An 18,177-nucleotide genomic window follows, 5' to 3' on the forward strand; every position below is an offset into this window, starting at 1 on the left:
AAAAATAATTTGAAAAGTAATAGCTTTTTTGATTTAATTAAGTTAGTTAATTAAGAAAAGAGGGACTATTATGCCATTAGTACATATTGAATTAATTGAAGGTCGTTCAGAAGAACAATTAAAGAACTTAGTAAAAGATGTTACAGATGCAGTTACTAAGAATACAGGTGCTCCAGCAGAACACGTACATGTTGTTTTAAGTGAAATGAAGAAGAATCGTTACAGTGTTGCTGGTGTATTAAAGAGTGAAGAAAAATAATTAATAATTATAAAAGAGATTGACTATTGAAAGTTAGTCTTTTTTTATTGTCATTAAAATTAAGTGGGAAAAAGATTATCAATATGTTAGAATTAATAAAAATACATCTTGTGCAATTAGTTGAAAGGGGAATTAACTATAATTATGAAAAGAGAAATTCCAGTAAATAGTGAAGGACATTACACAATTGGGGGACTTGACTCTTTAGAACTAGCTAAAAAATTTGGCACACCTACAATTGTTTATGATGTTGCTAAAATCAAAGAACAAATTGCAAAGTTTAAAGCAGGTTTTGAAGAAGAAAATGTTAAATATCACATTTCTTATGCTAGTAAAGCTTTTTCAAGTTTAGCAATGTATGACTTGGTGGCTAAGAGTGGTATTGGAAGCGATGTTGTTTCTGGCGGAGAACTTTATGCAGCTTTAAAAGGTGGAATGGATCCACAAGAGTTGGAATTTCATGGCAATAATAAATCCCGTGCTGAATTAGAAATGGCAGTTGATAGCAACGTTGGCTATATAATTGTTGATAATTTTTATGAAATTGATTTATTAAATGAAGTACTTACAGAAAAGAATAAGACAGCTAATATCCTATTGCGTTTAGCACCAGGTATCCATGCTGAAACTCATGAATACATCTCAACAGGTCAAGCTAAATCTAAATTTGGTTTTGATTTACAAAGTGGACAAGCAAGTGAAGCATTAGAAAAAACATTGGCTAACCCTCGTTTTAAAGTACTAGGTGTCCACAGTCATATTGGTTCACAAATCTTTGCAACTGCTGGTTTTGTAGAAGCAGCTAAGAAATTGATGGACTTCTTAAGTGCTTGGAAGGAAAAATATGATTTTACAGCTGAAGTACTTAATCTTGGTGGTGGTTTTGGAATTAGATATACTGATCAAGACGAACCATTAGATGTAAAAGACTTTGTTAAGATCATTGTAGAAGCAGTCAAAGAAAAGAGTAAGGAATTAAACTATCCAATGCCTGCTATCTGGATTGAACCAGGTCGTTCAGTTGTAGGGGAAGCTGGTGTAAGTTTATACACAGTTGGTTCACGTAAAGATGTTGAAGGTGTTGGAAGTTTTGTCGCAGTTGATGGTGGTATGGGTGATAATATTCGCCCAGCCTTATATGGTGCCAAATATGATGCTGTTTTAGCTAAGGATCCTAATGCACCAATTGCACAAAACGCTTCAATTGTAGGTAAGTTCTGTGAATCTGGAGATATTTTGATTAAGGATTATGATTTTCCTAAGACAGAACCTGGCGATGTGATTGCGATGTTATCAACTGGTGCTTATGGCTATGTTATGGCAAGTAACTATAACCGTAATCCACGTCCAGCAATTGTTTTTGTTGAAGATGGTAAAGCTCGTTTAGTTGTAAAACGTGAAAGTTACGAAGATATGATTCGCAATGAAATTCTTTAATTAACTGGGAAGTGAGCATGTGGTAGTTGAACTAAAAAAGTTAGATATGAACCATTCGCTTGAGTTTTGGAAGCTGGCTTTTTCTGATCCTAAAGCAGAATGGCGAAATTGGAATGGGCCTTATTTCGATAATCACTATCCAACTAGAAAAGATTGGGTAGCTGGTAGGGAACTTGATTATCTTGAAAATGATATGCGAAAGATAATCTATGTTGATGGTGAAATGGTCGGTTCAGTTTCTGCTTATTATGATGATGGATATCTAGAACGTTGGCTGGAAGTTGGGTTAGCGATTTATGACGAACGAAAATGGGGTCAAGGAATTGGCCGCCAAGCTCTAGAACTTTGGATTGACGAGTTATTTCAACGAGTTTCGCTACCACATATTGGACTCACTACTTGGTCTGGAAATCAGCGTATGATGAAGTTGGCTGATAGACTGGGTCTAAAGTGTGAAGGACGAATAAGAAAAGTCAGATACTGGCAAAATACTTACTATGATTCTGTTAAATACGGTGTTTTGCGTGAAGAATGGGAAAATAGATAAGAAAAAACGATTTCTAGTAATATAGAAATCGTTTTTTGCATTATGCTAGTTTTAAATAATTTTCAAGATATCTTGCTAGGCCATCATGTTCATTATCATATTCAGTGATATCGTTAGCAAGTGATTTTAGCTTATCAGTTCCATTTTGCATAACGACACCCCAACCAGCATAGTCAATCATAGAAGCGTCATTATGTTCATCGCCAAAAGCAATGATATTCTTTTTATCAATATTGTATGTTTTAGCTAGGAAATCAACACCTTTAGCTTTATTAACACCTTTAGGAGAAAGCTCAAGAATTGGATTTTTACCCCCCCAAACGCCAACTGTAATCTTATCGCCAAAGTTAGCTTTTAAAGTTTTGACAATATTAGGTAATTTGTGTTCATCAACTAACATAGTCATCGCAGAAGGATCTTTTTGCAAATTAATGGCATTTAAGACTTCATTTGCTTTCAAAGTTGCTGGAAAGAAATCTGGAATAATATTATTAGGTTGATCAGCTAAAGCATAATTTTTACTTTCAGCAGCGACAATCTTGATTCCAAGTTTTTCTTTTTCAGCTACTAAATCAAGTGCGATATCTTTAGAAAAAGTTTCAATATATTCTTTATCCCAATTTTTATGTGGAATATGTCCTAAAGCACCGTTGAAATTAATCATCGGAGTAGGAATATTCAATTCATCGTAAAAGTTTTCAGAAATACGATTAGGACGACCAGTCACGATTGAAACGATATGGCCAGCTTGGGTAGCTTTTTGTAAAACTTCTTTAGTATATGATGAAATTTTAGATTCGTTATTTAAAGTTGTTCCGTCTAAGTCAATCGCAATTAACTTTCTTTCCAAATTATTCACGTCCTTAATCTTAATTTTTACCTGTAATAAAAACAGTAACGTTTTAAATTTAACATAAAGCTGTTAGAAATACTAGAGAGAAGTAAAGAGTTCGTTGTATAATTAATTCATTATATAGTAAGAAAAGAGGCGGAGTTCATGATTTCTATTATTACAAAAGAAATTAATGATTTACCAATCCTAGAAATTTGCGATAGTGAGAAATTAGGTGAAGAATTACCACTTGTCTTTTTCTATCATGGTTGGACTGGATGTAAAGAAAGAGTTTTAACTCAAGGTTATGAGATTGCTAAAAAAGGATTTAGAGTAATTTTACCGGATGCTTTATATCATGGAGATCGTCAAGAGGGCGATGTAAAAGGGCATGTTCTTGAATTTTGGAAAATTGTCTTAAATTCAGTTAAGGAATTTCCAACTTTGGTTGATTACTATCGTGAAAATGTTGGAATTAAAGATGGTTTTGTAGGAGTTAGTGGTTTATCAATGGGCGGGATAACGACTAACGCTTTAATGACAACATATCCATGGATAAATGCAGGAGTTTGCTTAATGGGTAGTCCTAAACCAGTTAAATTTGCGAAGAAATTAGTTGCTGATGCGGCTACACAAGTTAAAGGAATGCCTGATACTGAAGTTGATAAGCAAATTTCAGCTTTAGAACCATTTGATTTATCCTTGAATTTAGAGAAATTAGCTAGTCGTCCGCTTCATTTTTGGCATGGTACAGCCGATAAAATGGTACCTTATCAAGACACTGTAGATTTTTATCGGGAAAACATTGGAAAAAGTTATGTAGAAAATGTTACTTTAACTACAACAGAGAATGCAGGTCATAAAGTAAGTCAAGAAACAACTTTGGAAATGGCAAATAAATTTAATCAGTATTATCAAAAGTTTGTTGGTAAGAGGTAAGCAGGAACATGAGAATATTTAGAAATAAGTTGTTGATCATTTTATATGTCTGCTTATTAGCTTTTTGTAGTGTTTGGGTGTTCTTTAAGATTCAAGAACGCGATATTGTTAATCAATTGAACAATCATAACCTTTCACAAAACGCCTATGAAGTAGTGATGAAAGGAACAACTTCTTTGGAAGATATTAATAATAAGATTTCTAACTCTAGCAAAATTGATGATGTTCAAGTTCATTATCAAGATAAGAAGAATAGTAATCTAACTTATTTCTTTGGAAAAGGTGATTACAGCACTACACCAATGGTTTCAGGAAGCTTTTTTGCTGACAATGATTTTAATTCAGAAGTTACAGTAGCTTTAGTAGGAAAGAATATTGCAAAAAAATTATATAAACCTAAAGATCAATCATATTTAAAAGTAGATTCTGGTTATTTACCAGTACTAGGAGTTATGGGCGAAAAACATAGCTCCTCAAGTTTAGACGATCAAATTTTTATCTCGGGTGCTATTTCTACTTTGAAAAATTTGACGAGTAATGATTATCGAATTGTAATAGATTCTTATAAACCACTGGATGCAAAGATAATAAAAAAAGTTTTAGGTGCTAAAGAAGTTAAGACAATATTCACTAATTCATTAGGTATTCCTAAGGGTGTATGGTTAACTTCCTTAGTTCGTAAATTAGTTGCGCTATTGTTTATTTTTGTAGCTTTCTTGGCAGAAGCAATTTTATGGGGCGTGTCCTACAAAAGAAGATATGTTATCAAACGTGCAACGGTTAATCGTGCCACTTTCCAAGAATGGCAAGTCTTTACAATTTTAGCACTTGTAGGAATGAGTGCAGGGACAATTTTAGGTTTAATATATTTTACGCTATATAGTTATACTGGAACTATTATTTTTAACACCTTAATGTTAATAACGGGAAGTATCGTTTGTTACTTAACAATTTATGATAGGATAAAAAAACAAGTAAAGGAATAGATTAGAGAATGGATTTACCTAAAGATTTTATTGAGAAATATCAAAATTTATTAGGAGATGAAGCTGAAGATTTTTTGGCTAGTTTGGATGAAAAAAGTGTGATAGGTTTTCGTTTAAATCCTTTAAAACGTCATTATAAAGATGTAGATTATGATTTAACTGCTAGTGTTCCTTTCGCTCAAGATGGATTTATTGGTAAAGTAAGTGGACGTTCACTTGAACATCAAGCAGGCTATGTGTATAGTCAAGATTTAAGTGCGATGTATGTAGCAGCGGTAGCTAATGCACAACCAGGAGACAAAGTGTTAGATTTATGTGCAGCTCCCGGTGGGAAATCAACACAACTTGCCGAACAACTCAATAACCAAGGCTTATTAGTGAGCAATGAAATTAATACCAAACGAGCTAAAATTTTAGCAGAAAATATGGAACGCATAGGTGCTAAGAATGTAATTATCACTAACGAATCTCCTGATAATCTCGCGAAAGTATTTAAGGGGTATTTCGATAAAATTGTTGTTGATGCTCCTTGTTCTGGAGAAGGTATGTTTCGTAAAGACCATAGTGCGGTTAAGTATTGGCATAAAGATTATCCAGATGAATGTGCTCATCGCCAGAAGTTAATCTTAGAAGAAGCAATGAAAATGCTCAAAACAGGTGGCGAGTTGGTTTATTCAACTTGTACGTTTGCTCCAGAAGAAGATGAACAAATTGTAGCTTGGTTATTAGAAAATTATGACTTAACTTTGGAACCAATTACTAAGTATGATGGTATGGACAGTGGACGTCCAGAATTTGCAGATGGTAATAAAGACTTGGCTAAAACAATTCGTTTGATGCCACATCATTTTGAAGGTGAAGGTCAATTTTTAGCTAAGTTAAAATTTAACGGGGAAGCTGCAAGTGTAACTAAAAAGAAAACTAAGAAGAAAAAGAAAAGTAAAACTATTTCATCTGATAAACTAGATTTATGGCATAAATTTGTGACTAATTTTTCAAGTCAGGAATTGAACTTTGCTGATCAAGATTTACGTATTAATGGTGATCATCTTTACTATTATAATAAAGACTGGTTAGATATTAATAAGTTAAAATATATTCGACCAGGTTTGATGTTAGGAACTTTTAAGAAAAATCGTTTTGAACCTAGTTATGCCTTAGCTCTAGCAGTACAAGAAGTAGCTGAAGAAAATGTAATTGAGTTAACTAAAAATCAATGGGTAGAGTATGTAGCTGGCAACACTATCTTTTTGAGCGGTAATACTAGAAAAAATGGTTGGTATTTACTACGTTGTGAAGAAAAGAATTTTGCATTTGGTAAATTAGTTAATGGAACTATAAAGAATTTTTTCCCTAAAGGATTAAGATTTCAAGCTTAAGAAGGGATTACTATGAATATTAAGAAAATAAATAATAGTGATGAAGATATAAAAAAATTACAGACAATAGCAAAACAAACCTTTACAGAAACATTTGGTAGTCAAAATACTGCTGAAGATTTAGCGAAGTTTCTAAATGAAGAATATGACTTTAACAAGTTGAAGTCAGAAGTAGCAGATCCAGAATCTTTTTATTATTTTTGCTACTTCAATGATGAGCTTGCAGGATACTTAAAGTTAAATATCGGTTCGGCACAAACAGAGTCGGATTATCCTGAAGCATTGGAAATTCAAAGAATATATGTGTTACAGAAATATCAAGGACAAAAAATGGGTCTATCAATGATGCAACATGCTATAGCAGTAGCAAAAAAAATAAAGAAATCGCAAGTTTGGCTAGGTGTTTGGGAAAAGAATTTAAAGGCTCAAGCTTTCTATCGAAAATCTGGTTTTGAAAAAGTTGGATCACATGACTTTGTTTTAGGTGATGATATACAAACGGATTATATATTGGTGAAGGAATTGTGAAAAAATTTAAACTTTTAATGCGTTCTTCGTATTTAATTGTATTATTAGAAATATTCTACTATTTAAGGATAGCTCCCCAAGTAGTTGGAACACATTTTGTTGGTGACAACAGTCCTGATAGTTTCGGAAGTAAATACCAACTTTTTTTCTGGGAATTATTGATATTAATTTTAGGTGAAAGTATTATTTTTGTAGAAAAAAACTGGCGTATAAAAAATGAGTTAGATAATTTACCGAAACTTTTGCCAAGAGAATATAGATTATTAATAATACCGGTAGTTATCATTATTCTTGCCGGTTTTGTGATGTACCAGCAAGTAAGTATATAAGATGTAATGAGAAGTGATTATGACGAATGTTGTAATTAACTTCTTATTTTTTATTTTAGTTGTTGACATTAAAACAACAGGGTAGTATATTATAGTTGTTAATTATAAAGCAACAAGTTTAAAAGATAAGTTAGGAGAAGATAATATGAAATATGGTATTACAGCAGCAACAGGTCATTTTGGTCAAGTTGCAGTTAAGGAATTAGTGGGTTTAGTAGGAGCAGACAATGTTGTCGCAATTGTACGTAACTTAGAAAAAGCTAAGCAATTACTTCCTGATGATATTGAAGTTCGTCAAGGTGATTATGATGATAAGAATAGTTTAGTTTCAGCTTTTGAAGGACTAGATAAGGTATTATTTATTTCGTCTCAACCGGGTGGTAAAATTCCCCGTCTAGAACAACATACAAATGTAGTAGATGCTTTGAAAGAAGCAAAAGTAAAATTTGTGGTATATACAAGTTTCCCACATGCTGATCAAGCTAAGTCTGCATTAGCTAGTGATCACACTGCAACTGAAAAATTAATTGTAGAAAGTGGTATTAAACATTCATTCTTGCGTAATAACTGGTATTTAGAAAATGAAGTTGGTTTCTTAAATGGGGAAGATATTGTTTATGCTGCTGGTGATGGTAAAGTAGGTTGGGCATTGGAACGTGAATATGCAGAAGGTGCAGTGAAGGTACTTATTAGAGATGCAACAAAAGATGTCTATGAATTTGCTGGTGCCAGCAGAAGTTATGAAGATTTAGCTAAGGCAGTCAGCGAAGTCTATGGTAAGGAAATTAATGCGACAAATGTTGCTAGTGATGATTATAAAGTAGGCTTAGAAAAAGCTGGTTTAGACGAAAATACTATTGGCTTTATTTTGATGATTCAAGATTTAATTAAGCAAGGCGAACTTACAGAAGAAACTTCTGATTTAGCAGATGTATTAGGTCATGAATTGAAAGCTTTGCCAGAAGCAATTAAAGAAGTTATTGGTCGCTAATTTGTTGAGTATTAACTATACCTTTGTTAAAATGAAGAAAGTTAGATTTGAGAGGTATAGCGATGAAACATTCATATAAACTAAGCGATGCAATTCATATTTTAACATATGTTGATATATACAAAAATGATGATTTAAGCAGTGCTAGAATTGCGGCAAGTATTGAAGCTAATGCTAGTGTTGTGAGAAATTTAATGTCAAAATTAAAAAAAGCAGGGCTGTTAAATAATCAGCCGGGAGTAGCTAGAGCAAGTTTAGCAAAGCCAGCAAGTGAAATTTCAGTTTTAGATGTTTATCGTGCAATTACATCAACTGCCAGTTTGTTGCATGTTGATCCTAAGACGAACCCTAATTGTGTAGTAGGTGCTAATATCCAAAATACATTGGAAGAAGTATATCAGAGGGTGCAAAATGCTGCAGAGTTAGAGATGAGCCAGATTAGTATTCAAGATGTAATTGATGGAGTGCTAGAGAGCGAAAGATTGAAACAGAAGGCTGGTGGCGATGGTGAAAAACTTGATTAAAGGTATTGATCTAGATGCTGCCGGTCGATGCAAACATTACCACAAAGATGTAGATATTGCGGCCTTGAAATGTAGTCAATGCGATGAATATTATGCTTGTTATCAATGCCATGATAGTTTGGAAGATCATAAATTTGTAGCAAGCAATAAAGATGATTATCCTGTGATGTGTGGCGTATGTCGACGTTTATTGGACTTTGACGAATATACAAGTGGTGCATGTCCTAATTGTCATCATGGGTTTAATCCGCGATGTAAATTGCATTATGAAATATATTTTGAAGACTAAGGCCAATTTTAGTTGGTTTAAAGTCGTTAATTATCTTTGATTAGACTTAAATGTAAAATGCAATAATTGTTAAGATAGCTTAAAATCATGTTGTGAGAAGCATGAGTTTTAGGCTGTTTTTTTGTGTTTTCGTCTCGATTTTCTTTCTCAATAGGGAAATAACTTGTGGGTAGAATAGTTTAATGGTTTAATTTGATTAAACAAAGAGAAAGTGTAGGTAGATAATGAAAGCAGCATACATTGAACATTATGGACAAGAAAAGTTAACTTTAGGTTAACTACCTAAACCTAAGATTACTTCAGCTAAACAAGTTTTAGTCAAAGTTCTCAAAGCAAGTGTTAATCTAGTTGATCTGAAAATCCAATCTGGGAAATTACGTCCATTATTACATTTTTCAATGCCACTTATTTTGGGTAATGATTATGTGGGAATTGTTGAAGATATTGAGGCAGATGTTAAATCAGTAGAAATTGGACAATTAGTATTTGGTCGCATCAGCAAGAAACAAATTGGAACTTTTTGTGAGTATTTAGTTGATGAAGAAAATAATCTTGCTGTAGTTCCATCAGCATTAACACTCCAAGAAGCAGCAGGATTGCCATTAGTTGGTTTAACTGCTTACCAAGCACTATTCGAGAAAATGAAAGCTAAGAGTGGACAATCGATATTAATCCATGCAGGGGCTGGAGGAGTAGGAAGCTTATTAATTCAACTGGCTAAGATGCAGGGCCTGAAAGTTATTACTACTGCGAGTCAACGCAATCATGCCTGGTTGTATTCTTTAGGGGCTGATCAAGTTATAGATTATCATAAGAGTGACTTTGCTGAAGTTTGCCCACCGGTTGATTATGTTTTTGATACTCTTGGACAAGAAACATTATTGCGCTCGTTTAAAGTAGTTAAGCCAGGCGGGAAAGTAGTATCTGTTTCAGGATTACCAGATGAAAAATTTGCTAAAGGCTATGGCTTGAATATAATTTGGCAAAAGTTATTTAAACTAGGTAGTTACAAGATAAGGAAAGCTAGCTAAAAAGCCAAAGTAGATTATGAGTTTCTATTCATGCATCCTGATGGAAAACAACTAGAGAAATTGGAAAATTTAGTTGCAGATAAGAAATTGAAAGTCAGACTTGATAAAGAATTTGACTTTGGTGATTTACAAGCGGCTTGTGATTATGTAGCAACTGGCCACGCTAATGGTAAGGTGGTGATTATAGATGTAGTGGGATAAGATAAAAATTTGCACAATAAAAAGCAAGTAATCGATTTGTATTTAAACAAATTAATTACTTGCTTATTTTTATTCTTCTGCAGCATCAGGTTGTTCAGGAACATTGTCACCAGCATTACCAGAATCGCCGGAATCACCATTACTATTTCCTTCATCTACAGAGTCTGATGGAGCAGGAGATTGGTTACCATCAGAATTGCCGTTATCAGATCCACTGCTACTACCTCCACCTTGAGGAGCAGTATACCCACCGCTATAGTAGTAACTAGATACTGGTGCTTGATATGTTGTAGTATTACCTTGACTTGTATTTTGTTGATTTGATGATGTATCTTGTGTATCATCGCTTGATGAAACTGAACTTGAGTCAGTTGATTCAGATACACTTGAACTTACAGAACTGCTTTGCTCAGAACTGCTAGAACTTTCCTTTTTCTTTTTCTTCTTTTTATGTTTTTTCTTTTTAGCAGCTTCAGCCTTATCATGTGCTTCTTTTTTAGCTTCTTTTTTAGCTTTTTTAATGCTTTCTGCTTTTCGAGAACTTGCTTTATAAGAAAATAAACTTTCATTAGAGGATTTACTTGATGACGTTATTGAACAAGCTCCTAGCGTCATTAATGTAAGCACAGAAAGGACAAAAATGCTTATTTTTTTCATTTATGTATACCTTCTTTTTTAGTACAGCTTTTAGCGACATCAGATTGCTGGTCGAAATATCTCATGTTTAATACTATCTTATAATATTAAAACGGTCAACATTAAGAATAGTAGTAATTTAGCAAATATTTTTGTTACATTTTAGTTCTTGCCAACGTATATATTATAGGACGTCCAAATAGACCAAAACGAAATGGCAGGAATTTAATATGAAAAACTTTGAACCCAATCGGGCATTTAATACAGAAGTCGCAGCAGCTTTAGGGATTTATCAAGCAATTTTGATTCAACAAATTCGCTATTGGCAAGATAAGTCAACACATGAGATTGATGGAAGAAAATGGATTTATAATACTTATCAAGATTGGTCCAAGCAGCTTACATTTATTTCAGAGCGAACCATTAGGAGAGAACTAAAGAAATTAGCTGAATTAAAGATTGTTAGAGTTGCGAAATACAATATTTCAAAATTTAATCATACAAAGTGGTATTCACTAGATGAGGAGAAGCTACAAGAATATTTAGACAATAAAACACCTGAATGTCGAAATGGACAAATTGGACAGGTAGAGTGTCCTAGGGAAAACAATGGAAATGGAAAATCTGACCAGTTCAGAACTGGACAAGTTAACCACTTCAAAGACAATAAAGTACCTAAGAATACATCATTAAATAATCAACAAAAGATAAAGGAGATCCTGGAATGTTTCAAAGAAGTTACCGGGCAGGTGTTTGATAAAGATAAATGGGGAATAAAATTGATTAAAGAAAGACTAGCAGCTGGAAATGATGTAGAACAATGTAAAAGCATGATAGTTTTGAAAGCTAAGCAGTGGAAAGGAACACATGTTGAAAAATTTGTCCGTCCCCGAACATTGTTTGGTGATAATTTCAGTAAATACTATGCTGAATGTTATGCATATCATCGTGAAAACAACTATTTTGTTGATGGCAAAGAAGAGAACATTGATCAAGACAAATTAAATCAAGAAATAGATATACTTTTAGCTAAGATTTGAGTGTTACAACAATACTATTTTTTTCGTATATATCAGTGAGAGGAGGAATTTGGAAAAGAAGGGGGATTTTCAATGAAATTAATCTTAACGAAATTAACATTTTGTGGCTGGATTTTAGGTTTTAAACAAAAAGTAAGCTTTGAAAGAACCACGATTGAAAAAGAACCTGAATATAAAACAAATAGAAGTGAGTGACAGGCTTCTTGAATAATTAATATAAACAGGATTTAGAGTAAGTAGGAATTCGTTTTCATACTTACTCTTTATATATTTATAAATTGTGATAAGATGTAATTAGAAGCTAATATGGGGAGGTTTTAACTATGAATGAAATTGAATTAGCCCATGTAAATGATGTTGACAGATGTTTGGAAATTATTGATAGTGGTAAGAAATTTCAAAATGATCAGGGATTTACTGAATGGACAGACGACTATCCTAATCGTGAAAGTATATTAGAAGATATTCTAGCTAATAAGGGATTTGTGTTACGTGTAGATGGTATCATTGCCGGCTATTTACGAATAGATTTTACAGGTATGCCATATTATAAAGAAATATTGGGAGATTGGCATACGGAAGAGCCTTACGCAACAGTTCATAGTTTTGCAATAGCAGAAGAATATCGTAATCAAGGCCTAGCAAGTATTGCTTTGGAATTGGTGGAGAGATTGACATATGCTTGTCAAATTTATGGAGTTAGATTAGATACAGCTCTTGAAAATGAACGAATGAAACATATTTTGAAGAAGAATAATTATCAAATATGCGGAAAAGTTAATTTTAAGGGTGCAGATAGAGTGGCCTTTGATAAGGTGTTGAAAGAAAAATTTTAATAAGATCCAATCTCATACTCTATACGAAAAAGGATTGAAGAAAATGAAAAAGAAATACTTAGTTACAGGGGGAGCTGGGTTTATCGGTTCAAATCTAATTGAAAAAATCATTTCACAAGGAGATGAAGTTGTTGTTGTAGGTAGGCACCTACCAGCTGAATGCAAAGAAGATGCTAATAAATTAAAAGATAATATTACTTTTTATCAGGCTGACGTTACTGATTATGAGTTCATGGAACAGTTATTAATCAAAGAAAAATTTGATTATATTGTATTATTAGCTGCAGTTATTAGTATTTCAGGTACAATAGCTGAGCCTCTTAGCACACATTTTATTAACTAAGAAGCAATTTTATATATTTATGAAATCATTCGAAAGAACAAGTTAAAGGTAAAAAAGGTACTGTTTACTTCCTCGTCAGCTGTGTATGGGAACATTGCTGATACACCTAGGCGCGAAGATATGCCGGTAAGTCTTGAAAATCCTTATGCAATAGACAAATTTGCAAGTGAAAGATATGCTATGTTTTACGAAAAAATCTATGGTATTCCGACAGTTGCTGTGCGTTTCTTTAATGTATGTGGGCCCAGACAAAAAGCACAGGGGAAATCTGAATTATCTTAGACTGTTTGCTTAATGACAAGGAATTTAAGCTAAATGGCGATGGAAAGCAAACACGTGATTATATGTATGTAACAGATGCAGTTGATGCTACGTTGATGTTACTGAAAGATCCCAAAATAAGTGGAGAAATCTTCAATGTTGCTTCTGGAAAATCGGTAAGTTTAATAGACTTAATAGCAGCTTTTGAGAAAATTACAGGCAAAAAGCTAAAAATTATACATAACAAGGGTTTGAAATTTGATACCAAAAATTCACTTGCGGATATCACAAAACTTGAAAAAACCGGCTTCCTTCCTAAATATACGTTTGAATCAGGATTGAGACAATATGTAAAAGAAGAAAAACGCCGGTTGGAATATAATTAGTAAAGTAGATTAACCTTTTCAATTAATTTATGATAGATACGTTGATTGAACCAAATTTCACTGACCTTAGAATCTAAGCTAGATAAATCAAGCCAAGCAATTTGACTATTTTCATCAGGTTTAATACGTAATGGCATAGTAGTATCAGCTTCGAATAGGTAAGTAATGTTTAAATGTAAGTGCGAAGAAACATATTCTCCACGTTTTTCGTGTCCATCAACAGTTAGAACTTCAAGCGAGAAAATATCGTCTGATAAAAATTTAACATCAGTTAGGTCACTTTCTTCTTGAATTTCTTTGAGAATTACTTGCTTTAAATTGGAGTTGCCATCAGCATGTCCTCCAAGCCAAGACCAAGATTGATAGATATTGTGATAAGCCATTAGAACTTTATTTTTATCAGGGCTGATAATCCAAGCTGATACAGTAAAATGAGCTAATTTGTTTTTACGAGTAAAAATATCTTTGGCATTAGCAAGTTGGTCAATAATAAGCTGCTTATCTTGTTTTTCTTGTTCGTTAAAAGGAATATATGATTTAAGTTGGGACATTAAGTCATTCATAGTAAATCCACCTCCTGAAAGATTGCAAATCAATTATAGCATTTAAAGAGAATGAAAAGACAGTCGAGAATGACTGTCTTTTTTAGGTTCTATTAAAATAGCAGAACTTATTCACAAGATACTTGTGACACTCTTCAAGGACTTTATCCATATTTTTTGAATCTTCATCAGAATAAAGAAAAGTAAAAGTTTCTTTAAGAAGTTGATGAAGCATTTCTTTTGTATAAATATCACGAGGAATATCTTTTAATGTACCAATATCAATATAATCAGAAATTGTAGAAATAGTTTTTTGTGCATTGAAATTTAGCAGAGTTTCAAGAGTATACAGGAAATGAGCAGTAACTTTTAAACTAGTTCTAAAACTTGTTTTCTGATTTAAAAAGGTAACATACCCTGATAATCCTTTGAATTTAAAGGCAATATCATGGTGACTAGTATCCCAAATAGATTCGACCAGGCAAAGATTGATCCAAGTGGCAGGATGCTGAGAAGAACGAATGAAACAGTGAGAATCAGAAATAGCAGATGTGTATGCCTGAAATTTATGATGCTTCTTGATTATCTCAGTAATTAACTTGGTGAAACATATACCATTCGTCTTATTAAGTAGAGTTGTTGTAGAAAATTTTGATAATACTACACCTTGATTTTTATCAAAAATAATGGACTTATACTTTGAAGGAGTATTTTTTAGATTGAATATGAAGTAAGTGGAACTATTGTTAATTGTATAGGTAGATCTATACTTTCCGATCTTCAATAATTTATCAATATCAATTTCATGATTAGTATCGAATAAATTATTTGTATAGATCATAATTTCCCTCCTTTGGCGAATTTTATATTTTATAAGTAAATAATCTATCAAAAAACAGTTTATAAATCAATATTTTTTTATTTATTTGCAAAATTAATTTTAGCTTACGGAATTTCAGAAAAATGACGTCAAATTAATTAGGTATTGATAAGTATTAAGTTATAAGACTGATAACGAATACATGGTAAAAAATCAAGAGTAAAATATTTTGCAACACATCCTGAAATGAATATTTTTGATGGGGTGCATGAATTTTAAGACCTATTTATTCTTAATGAGTACAAGGCGCCAGTACAAATTATTTTTAGAGGTGAAATAGTGAAACGAGGGTTTGAATACGCATTGAAGAATAACGGACTTATTTATGGAGTGCTAGCACAGTTAAATTACAAGGTGGGGCATCCTGATTTTGAAGATATGTTTGAAGAAGCGAGAATTTTACTAGCTGAGATATATACCGAATATTATCGTAAAGAAAATGCTAAAGAGGAATGCGGAAGTTATATGTTTCAAAAACTAAAGTGGCGCTTATTGGATAAACTAAGGCAAAAGAAGCGTAAGCAAGTAGAAGTGTGTTTTAGTCAGTTAGCCAATGAGGATGATGAATTACCCCAAATAGAAGAAATTATCGAAACTGGGGATAACATTGAGATTAGCGATGCTCTATATCAGTTATATAAAAGATGTACTGATAATGAAAAAATGTTGTTGAGCTATTATAGTGTAGGAATAACTAAGACTACAGAAATTGCGAAGTTAATGGGGAAATCACGAATGACAATTAATCGTTGGAGAAAAAGCATCCAAGAAAAATATTTAGAATTAAATAATGAAAAATAAAAATGCATGTTACAAATGGCCCCAAAATTACGTATATATCTATGTAAGCTTCAAGATGAGCTTAACAATAATTTAAAGGAGGCCGTTAAAATGGCAAAAGAAGTTAAAAAATCTGTATTATACATTTATGGTACCAAGGAGGATGGAGATACGCGTCGTCGTTCCTACCATAATTTAGTGAATAATGTCGGTGCTGAAAAGTTATCTGCATTTGGAAAAATTATTGGTGAATTATCTGGAGAAGAAACTCAAGATATTGAAATTGTCGAAACTAGCATGGTTAAGGATTAATTAAGGAGGAATTTAAATGAAAGTTAGAGCATTAAATCTTGGATTCAAAGCAGCAGACGGAAAACATCATACATTAAAATTAAATAACGTATCTACAAATCTTGATGAGAGTAAACTTCGAGAAGCGATGAATAAGTTAGTTGAATTAGATATGTTTCAAGATAAATTTGGAACAAAGTTATATGCAGAGGCAGTTAGTGCGAAGTATGTTGATACAGAAACTCAAACAGTTTTTACAATTGAAGACTAAGTAAAATTTGAATAAGCAATAAGGCATGTCAGAAATGATATGTCTTTTTAACGTTGAAATAAATTTATTTAATGCTATAATCTTAAGTATAGAACATACGTTTGTAGCGGAGGAAACTTATGCCAAATTATGTCATTGTAAGAAATAGAGATGGAAAGCCAATGGAATATTATCGACAAAAGACGAAGACGTTTGTCGGAAGTCTTCAAAGTGCTAGTAAATGGAATAGTAAAAAAATGGCACAACCAGCTTATGATAAATTAATCAAAAATGGTGAAAAGAACTTAGAAATAGTAGATAGCGATAAAATTAAAATAACAATTCAGACAGATAAATGGGAAGACTATGCTAAGAGAATCGCACATGCTGATAATAAGACTTTTTATCAAGAAGTAGAAAAAGTGGCATCTTTCCTAATAGCTAGTCCTTTGATAGTTGAAGAAATTAGAAAAGAAATATCACAGGAAGATGGTGTTGTACTACAAGATATTTTACATACTGTAGAGTTAGGCGACTATAACAAAGATGAAGGGCTTGAATTGTTGGGAGATTTGCGTAGTAGTCGTCAAAAACGAAGAAACTATAAAGATAAGCAGGAAGTTATGAATATGTTGCTAGGTGGCGATGAAAATACTGGTTCGCAACATGCGATGGATGCGTTAGATAAGATAAAAGAAGTAACAAGTCCTAGAAGTTATCAGTATCGTAATCCAAAACTCAAACAAAAATATAGTAAGTTATTACAATCTAAACAAATAAAGACTATTGAAAAATTAATTAAGCGTGTTTGGAAGCTGGTAAAATAAGGGATTTTAGAGCTTTATATATTTTTTTCGAACATATTTTTGATAAAAATACTGGACAGAACAATCGAACGTATGTATTATAAGTTACGTAAAGAATGTGCGTTCGAAAAAAAGTAAAGGTGAGATTAATATGAATCGAGTATATGAAGGAATCCAATTTGCAACAGTAACAATCACATTATCAGCAGTAATTACATTGATCACGTTATTTGTTACACCATCTGTATGGCAATTAATGTTGTTAATTACAGGAGAAGTTATCGTCATTAATGCTGCTTACTTAACATTTGTATTGATATTACTAGGACTTAAGAACCTATTAGATTATTGGGAAAAGAATAAATCCAAATTCAAATATTTAAATTAGATTTTTTCTATTGACTATTAGTAATTGATTTGTTAATATTTTAGTGTTGTATTTGTGCATATCACATCTGCAACCGCACGTTTTAAGTTTAAGTATCTCTTTGGAGGTCACTACATTACGGCGAGTCTAAGTATTTTAAGAGGAGGTGCACATAGATGTACGCAATTATTAAAACAGGTGGCAAGCAACTTAAAGTTGAAGCTGGTCAAACAATTTACGTAGAAAAGCTTGATGCAAAAGAAGGCGACAAGGTAACTTTTGATAAAGTTGTTTTTGTTGGTGGCGATAAGACAGTTATCGGTACTCCTTTTGTTGAAGGTGCTACAGTTGAAGCTACAGTTGAAAAACAAGGTCGTGCTAAGAAAGTTGTTACTTTCAAGTACAAGCCTAAGAAGCATCAACACACAAAGCAAGGTCATCGTCAACCATACACAAAGGTTGTTATTGACTCTATTAATGCTTAATT

General features: G+C 32.6%; 25 protein-coding genes, 2 pseudogenes and 1 other annotated feature. Of the genes and pseudogenes, 23 read left to right on the top strand and 4 right to left on the bottom strand.

The window, feature by feature from the left end; translation table 11 throughout:
- Nucleotides 1-67: 67 nt before the first annotated feature.
- From OZJ21_RS05480 to OZJ21_RS05490, 3 genes are all read left to right on the top strand, one after another.
- A complete protein-coding gene (locus OZJ21_RS05480; protein WP_255320015.1) occupies nt 68-259 on the top strand; it encodes a 2-hydroxymuconate tautomerase in 192 nt (63 codons plus the stop codon).
- A gap of 144 nt (nt 260-403) precedes the next feature.
- Nucleotides 404-1,696 (top strand): diaminopimelate decarboxylase, encoded by a 1,293-nt coding sequence (lysA, locus tag OZJ21_RS05485; protein WP_003710278.1) that lies wholly within the window; start codon nt 404-406, stop codon nt 1,694-1,696.
- A 19-nt stretch (nt 1,697-1,715) separates the two neighbouring features.
- Nucleotides 1,716-2,243, top strand: coding sequence for a GNAT family N-acetyltransferase (locus tag OZJ21_RS05490; protein WP_003710275.1), 528 nt, complete (start codon nt 1,716-1,718; stop codon nt 2,241-2,243).
- A 40-nt stretch (nt 2,244-2,283) separates the two neighbouring features.
- On the opposite strand, the gene OZJ21_RS05495 is transcribed toward OZJ21_RS05490, so the two are convergent.
- Nucleotides 2,284-3,093: a Cof-type HAD-IIB family hydrolase gene (locus OZJ21_RS05495; RefSeq protein WP_268857550.1), complete on the bottom strand. Its 810-nt coding sequence runs from the start codon at nt 3,091-3,093 to the stop codon at nt 2,284-2,286.
- A gap of 147 nt (nt 3,094-3,240) precedes the next feature.
- Between OZJ21_RS05495 and OZJ21_RS05500 the strand changes: the two genes are divergently transcribed.
- The 9 genes and pseudogenes from OZJ21_RS05500 (at nt 3,241) to OZJ21_RS05540 (ending at nt 10,272) form a co-directional block, all read left to right on the top strand.
- Nucleotides 3,241-4,014 carry a prolyl oligopeptidase family serine peptidase gene (locus tag OZJ21_RS05500; RefSeq protein WP_069469220.1) on the top strand — a complete coding sequence of 258 codons (774 nt, stop codon included), beginning with the start codon at nt 3,241-3,243 and terminating at the stop codon, nt 4,012-4,014.
- 8 nt (nt 4,015-4,022) lie between these two features.
- A complete protein-coding gene (locus tag OZJ21_RS05505; protein WP_268857551.1) occupies nt 4,023-5,000 on the top strand; it encodes an ABC transporter permease in 978 nt (325 codons plus the stop codon).
- Between the two features lie 8 nt (nt 5,001-5,008).
- Nucleotides 5,009-6,379 carry an RsmB/NOP family class I SAM-dependent RNA methyltransferase gene (locus OZJ21_RS05510; RefSeq protein ID WP_268857552.1) on the top strand — a complete coding sequence of 457 codons (1,371 nt, stop codon included), beginning with the start codon at nt 5,009-5,011 and terminating at the stop codon, nt 6,377-6,379.
- 12 nt (nt 6,380-6,391) lie between these two features.
- On the top strand, nt 6,392-6,907 hold the full coding sequence (locus OZJ21_RS05515) for a GNAT family N-acetyltransferase (RefSeq protein WP_161022334.1): 516 nt from the start codon (nt 6,392-6,394) through the stop codon (nt 6,905-6,907).
- Entirely contained in the window at nt 6,904-7,236 is a 333-nt protein-coding gene (locus tag OZJ21_RS05520) for a hypothetical protein (RefSeq protein WP_161022335.1), read from the top strand. Before OZJ21_RS05515 ends, OZJ21_RS05520 begins: the two co-directional genes overlap by 4 nt.
- 145 nt (nt 7,237-7,381) lie before the next feature.
- On the top strand, nt 7,382-8,227 hold the full coding sequence (locus OZJ21_RS05525) for an SDR family oxidoreductase (protein WP_268857553.1): 846 nt from the start codon (nt 7,382-7,384) through the stop codon (nt 8,225-8,227).
- A 62-nt stretch (nt 8,228-8,289) separates the two neighbouring features.
- Nucleotides 8,290-8,751 carry an Rrf2 family transcriptional regulator gene (locus tag OZJ21_RS05530; RefSeq protein ID WP_081534635.1) on the top strand — a complete coding sequence of 154 codons (462 nt, stop codon included), beginning with the start codon at nt 8,290-8,292 and terminating at the stop codon, nt 8,749-8,751.
- Nucleotides 8,732-9,040 carry a CHY zinc finger protein gene (locus OZJ21_RS05535; RefSeq protein ID WP_081534633.1) on the top strand — a complete coding sequence of 103 codons (309 nt, stop codon included), beginning with the start codon at nt 8,732-8,734 and terminating at the stop codon, nt 9,038-9,040. Before OZJ21_RS05530 ends, OZJ21_RS05535 begins: the two co-directional genes overlap by 20 nt.
- Before the next feature lie 293 nt (nt 9,041-9,333).
- Nucleotides 9,334-10,272: pseudogene (locus tag OZJ21_RS05540) on the top strand (NADP-dependent oxidoreductase).
- Between the two features lie 69 nt (nt 10,273-10,341).
- On the opposite strand, the gene OZJ21_RS05545 reads toward OZJ21_RS05540, so the two are convergent.
- A complete protein-coding gene (locus OZJ21_RS05545) occupies nt 10,342-10,929 on the bottom strand; it encodes a hypothetical protein (protein ID WP_268857554.1) in 588 nt (195 codons plus the stop codon).
- 209 nt (nt 10,930-11,138) lie between these two features.
- Here OZJ21_RS05545 and OZJ21_RS05550 point away from each other — a divergent pair, with 209 nt between their 5' ends.
- The 5 genes and pseudogenes from OZJ21_RS05550 to OZJ21_RS05570 all read left to right on the top strand — a co-directional run bounded on the left by OZJ21_RS05550 (nt 11,139) and on the right by OZJ21_RS05570 (nt 13,774).
- Nucleotides 11,139-11,948 (top strand): conserved phage C-terminal domain-containing protein, encoded by an 810-nt coding sequence (locus OZJ21_RS05550; RefSeq protein ID WP_268857555.1) that lies wholly within the window; start codon nt 11,139-11,141, stop codon nt 11,946-11,948.
- A gap of 72 nt (nt 11,949-12,020) precedes the next feature.
- The gene (locus OZJ21_RS05555; protein ID WP_003700355.1) at nt 12,021-12,143 is read left to right on the top strand and encodes a hypothetical protein; all 123 of its coding nucleotides are present in this window, start codon (nt 12,021-12,023) and stop codon (nt 12,141-12,143) included.
- A 128-nt stretch (nt 12,144-12,271) separates the two neighbouring features.
- Nucleotides 12,272-12,784 (top strand): GNAT family N-acetyltransferase, encoded by a 513-nt coding sequence (locus OZJ21_RS05560; RefSeq protein WP_003710252.1) that lies wholly within the window; start codon nt 12,272-12,274, stop codon nt 12,782-12,784.
- A gap of 43 nt (nt 12,785-12,827) precedes the next feature.
- Nucleotides 12,828-13,409: pseudogene (locus tag OZJ21_RS05565) on the top strand (SDR family NAD(P)-dependent oxidoreductase).
- A 5-nt stretch (nt 13,410-13,414) separates the two neighbouring features.
- A complete protein-coding gene (locus OZJ21_RS05570; RefSeq protein ID WP_268857556.1) occupies nt 13,415-13,774 on the top strand; it encodes an NAD-dependent epimerase/dehydratase family protein in 360 nt (119 codons plus the stop codon).
- Here the strand turns inward: OZJ21_RS05570 and OZJ21_RS05575 are convergent.
- Nucleotides 13,771-14,337 carry an NUDIX hydrolase gene (locus tag OZJ21_RS05575; protein ID WP_268857557.1) on the bottom strand — a complete coding sequence of 189 codons (567 nt, stop codon included), beginning with the start codon at nt 14,335-14,337 and terminating at the stop codon, nt 13,771-13,773. The two genes, OZJ21_RS05570 and OZJ21_RS05575, sit on opposite strands and share 4 nt — an antisense overlap.
- A gap of 82 nt (nt 14,338-14,419) precedes the next feature.
- Nucleotides 14,420-15,157 (bottom strand): hypothetical protein, encoded by a 738-nt coding sequence (locus OZJ21_RS05580; protein ID WP_268857558.1) that lies wholly within the window; start codon nt 15,155-15,157, stop codon nt 14,420-14,422.
- A gap of 318 nt (nt 15,158-15,475) precedes the next feature.
- On the opposite strand from OZJ21_RS05580, the gene OZJ21_RS05585 reads away from it, so the two are divergent.
- The 6 genes from OZJ21_RS05585 (at nt 15,476) to rplU (ending at nt 18,175) form a co-directional block, all read left to right on the top strand.
- Nucleotides 15,476-15,997: a sigma-70 family RNA polymerase sigma factor gene (locus tag OZJ21_RS05585; protein WP_003710248.1), complete on the top strand. Its 522-nt coding sequence runs from the start codon at nt 15,476-15,478 to the stop codon at nt 15,995-15,997.
- 90 nt (nt 15,998-16,087) lie between these two features.
- Nucleotides 16,088-16,288, top strand: coding sequence for a DUF1659 domain-containing protein (locus tag OZJ21_RS05590; RefSeq protein ID WP_003701799.1), 201 nt, complete (start codon nt 16,088-16,090; stop codon nt 16,286-16,288).
- A 16-nt stretch (nt 16,289-16,304) separates the two neighbouring features.
- Complete coding sequence (locus OZJ21_RS05595; protein ID WP_081512284.1) at nt 16,305-16,538, top strand: DUF2922 domain-containing protein; 234 nt, start codon at nt 16,305-16,307, stop codon at nt 16,536-16,538.
- A gap of 119 nt (nt 16,539-16,657) precedes the next feature.
- Nucleotides 16,658-17,344: a hypothetical protein gene (locus OZJ21_RS05600; RefSeq protein WP_268857559.1), complete on the top strand. Its 687-nt coding sequence runs from the start codon at nt 16,658-16,660 to the stop codon at nt 17,342-17,344.
- A 130-nt stretch (nt 17,345-17,474) separates the two neighbouring features.
- Nucleotides 17,475-17,711 (top strand): hypothetical protein, encoded by a 237-nt coding sequence (locus OZJ21_RS05605; protein WP_081512282.1) that lies wholly within the window; start codon nt 17,475-17,477, stop codon nt 17,709-17,711.
- A 61-nt stretch (nt 17,712-17,772) separates the two neighbouring features.
- Nucleotides 17,773-17,849 (top strand) — a sequence feature (ribosomal protein L21 leader region).
- Nucleotides 17,850-17,866: 17 nt separating this feature from the next.
- Entirely contained in the window at nt 17,867-18,175 is a 309-nt protein-coding gene (gene rplU, locus OZJ21_RS05610; RefSeq protein ID WP_081530567.1) for a 50S ribosomal protein L21, read from the top strand.
- Nucleotides 18,176-18,177: the final 2 nt, after the last annotated feature.

Origin of the sequence: Ligilactobacillus sp. UO.C109 (assembly GCF_026847815.1) — a bacterium.
GTDB classification, from domain to species: Bacteria; Bacillota; Bacilli; order Lactobacillales; family Lactobacillaceae; genus Ligilactobacillus; species Ligilactobacillus salivarius.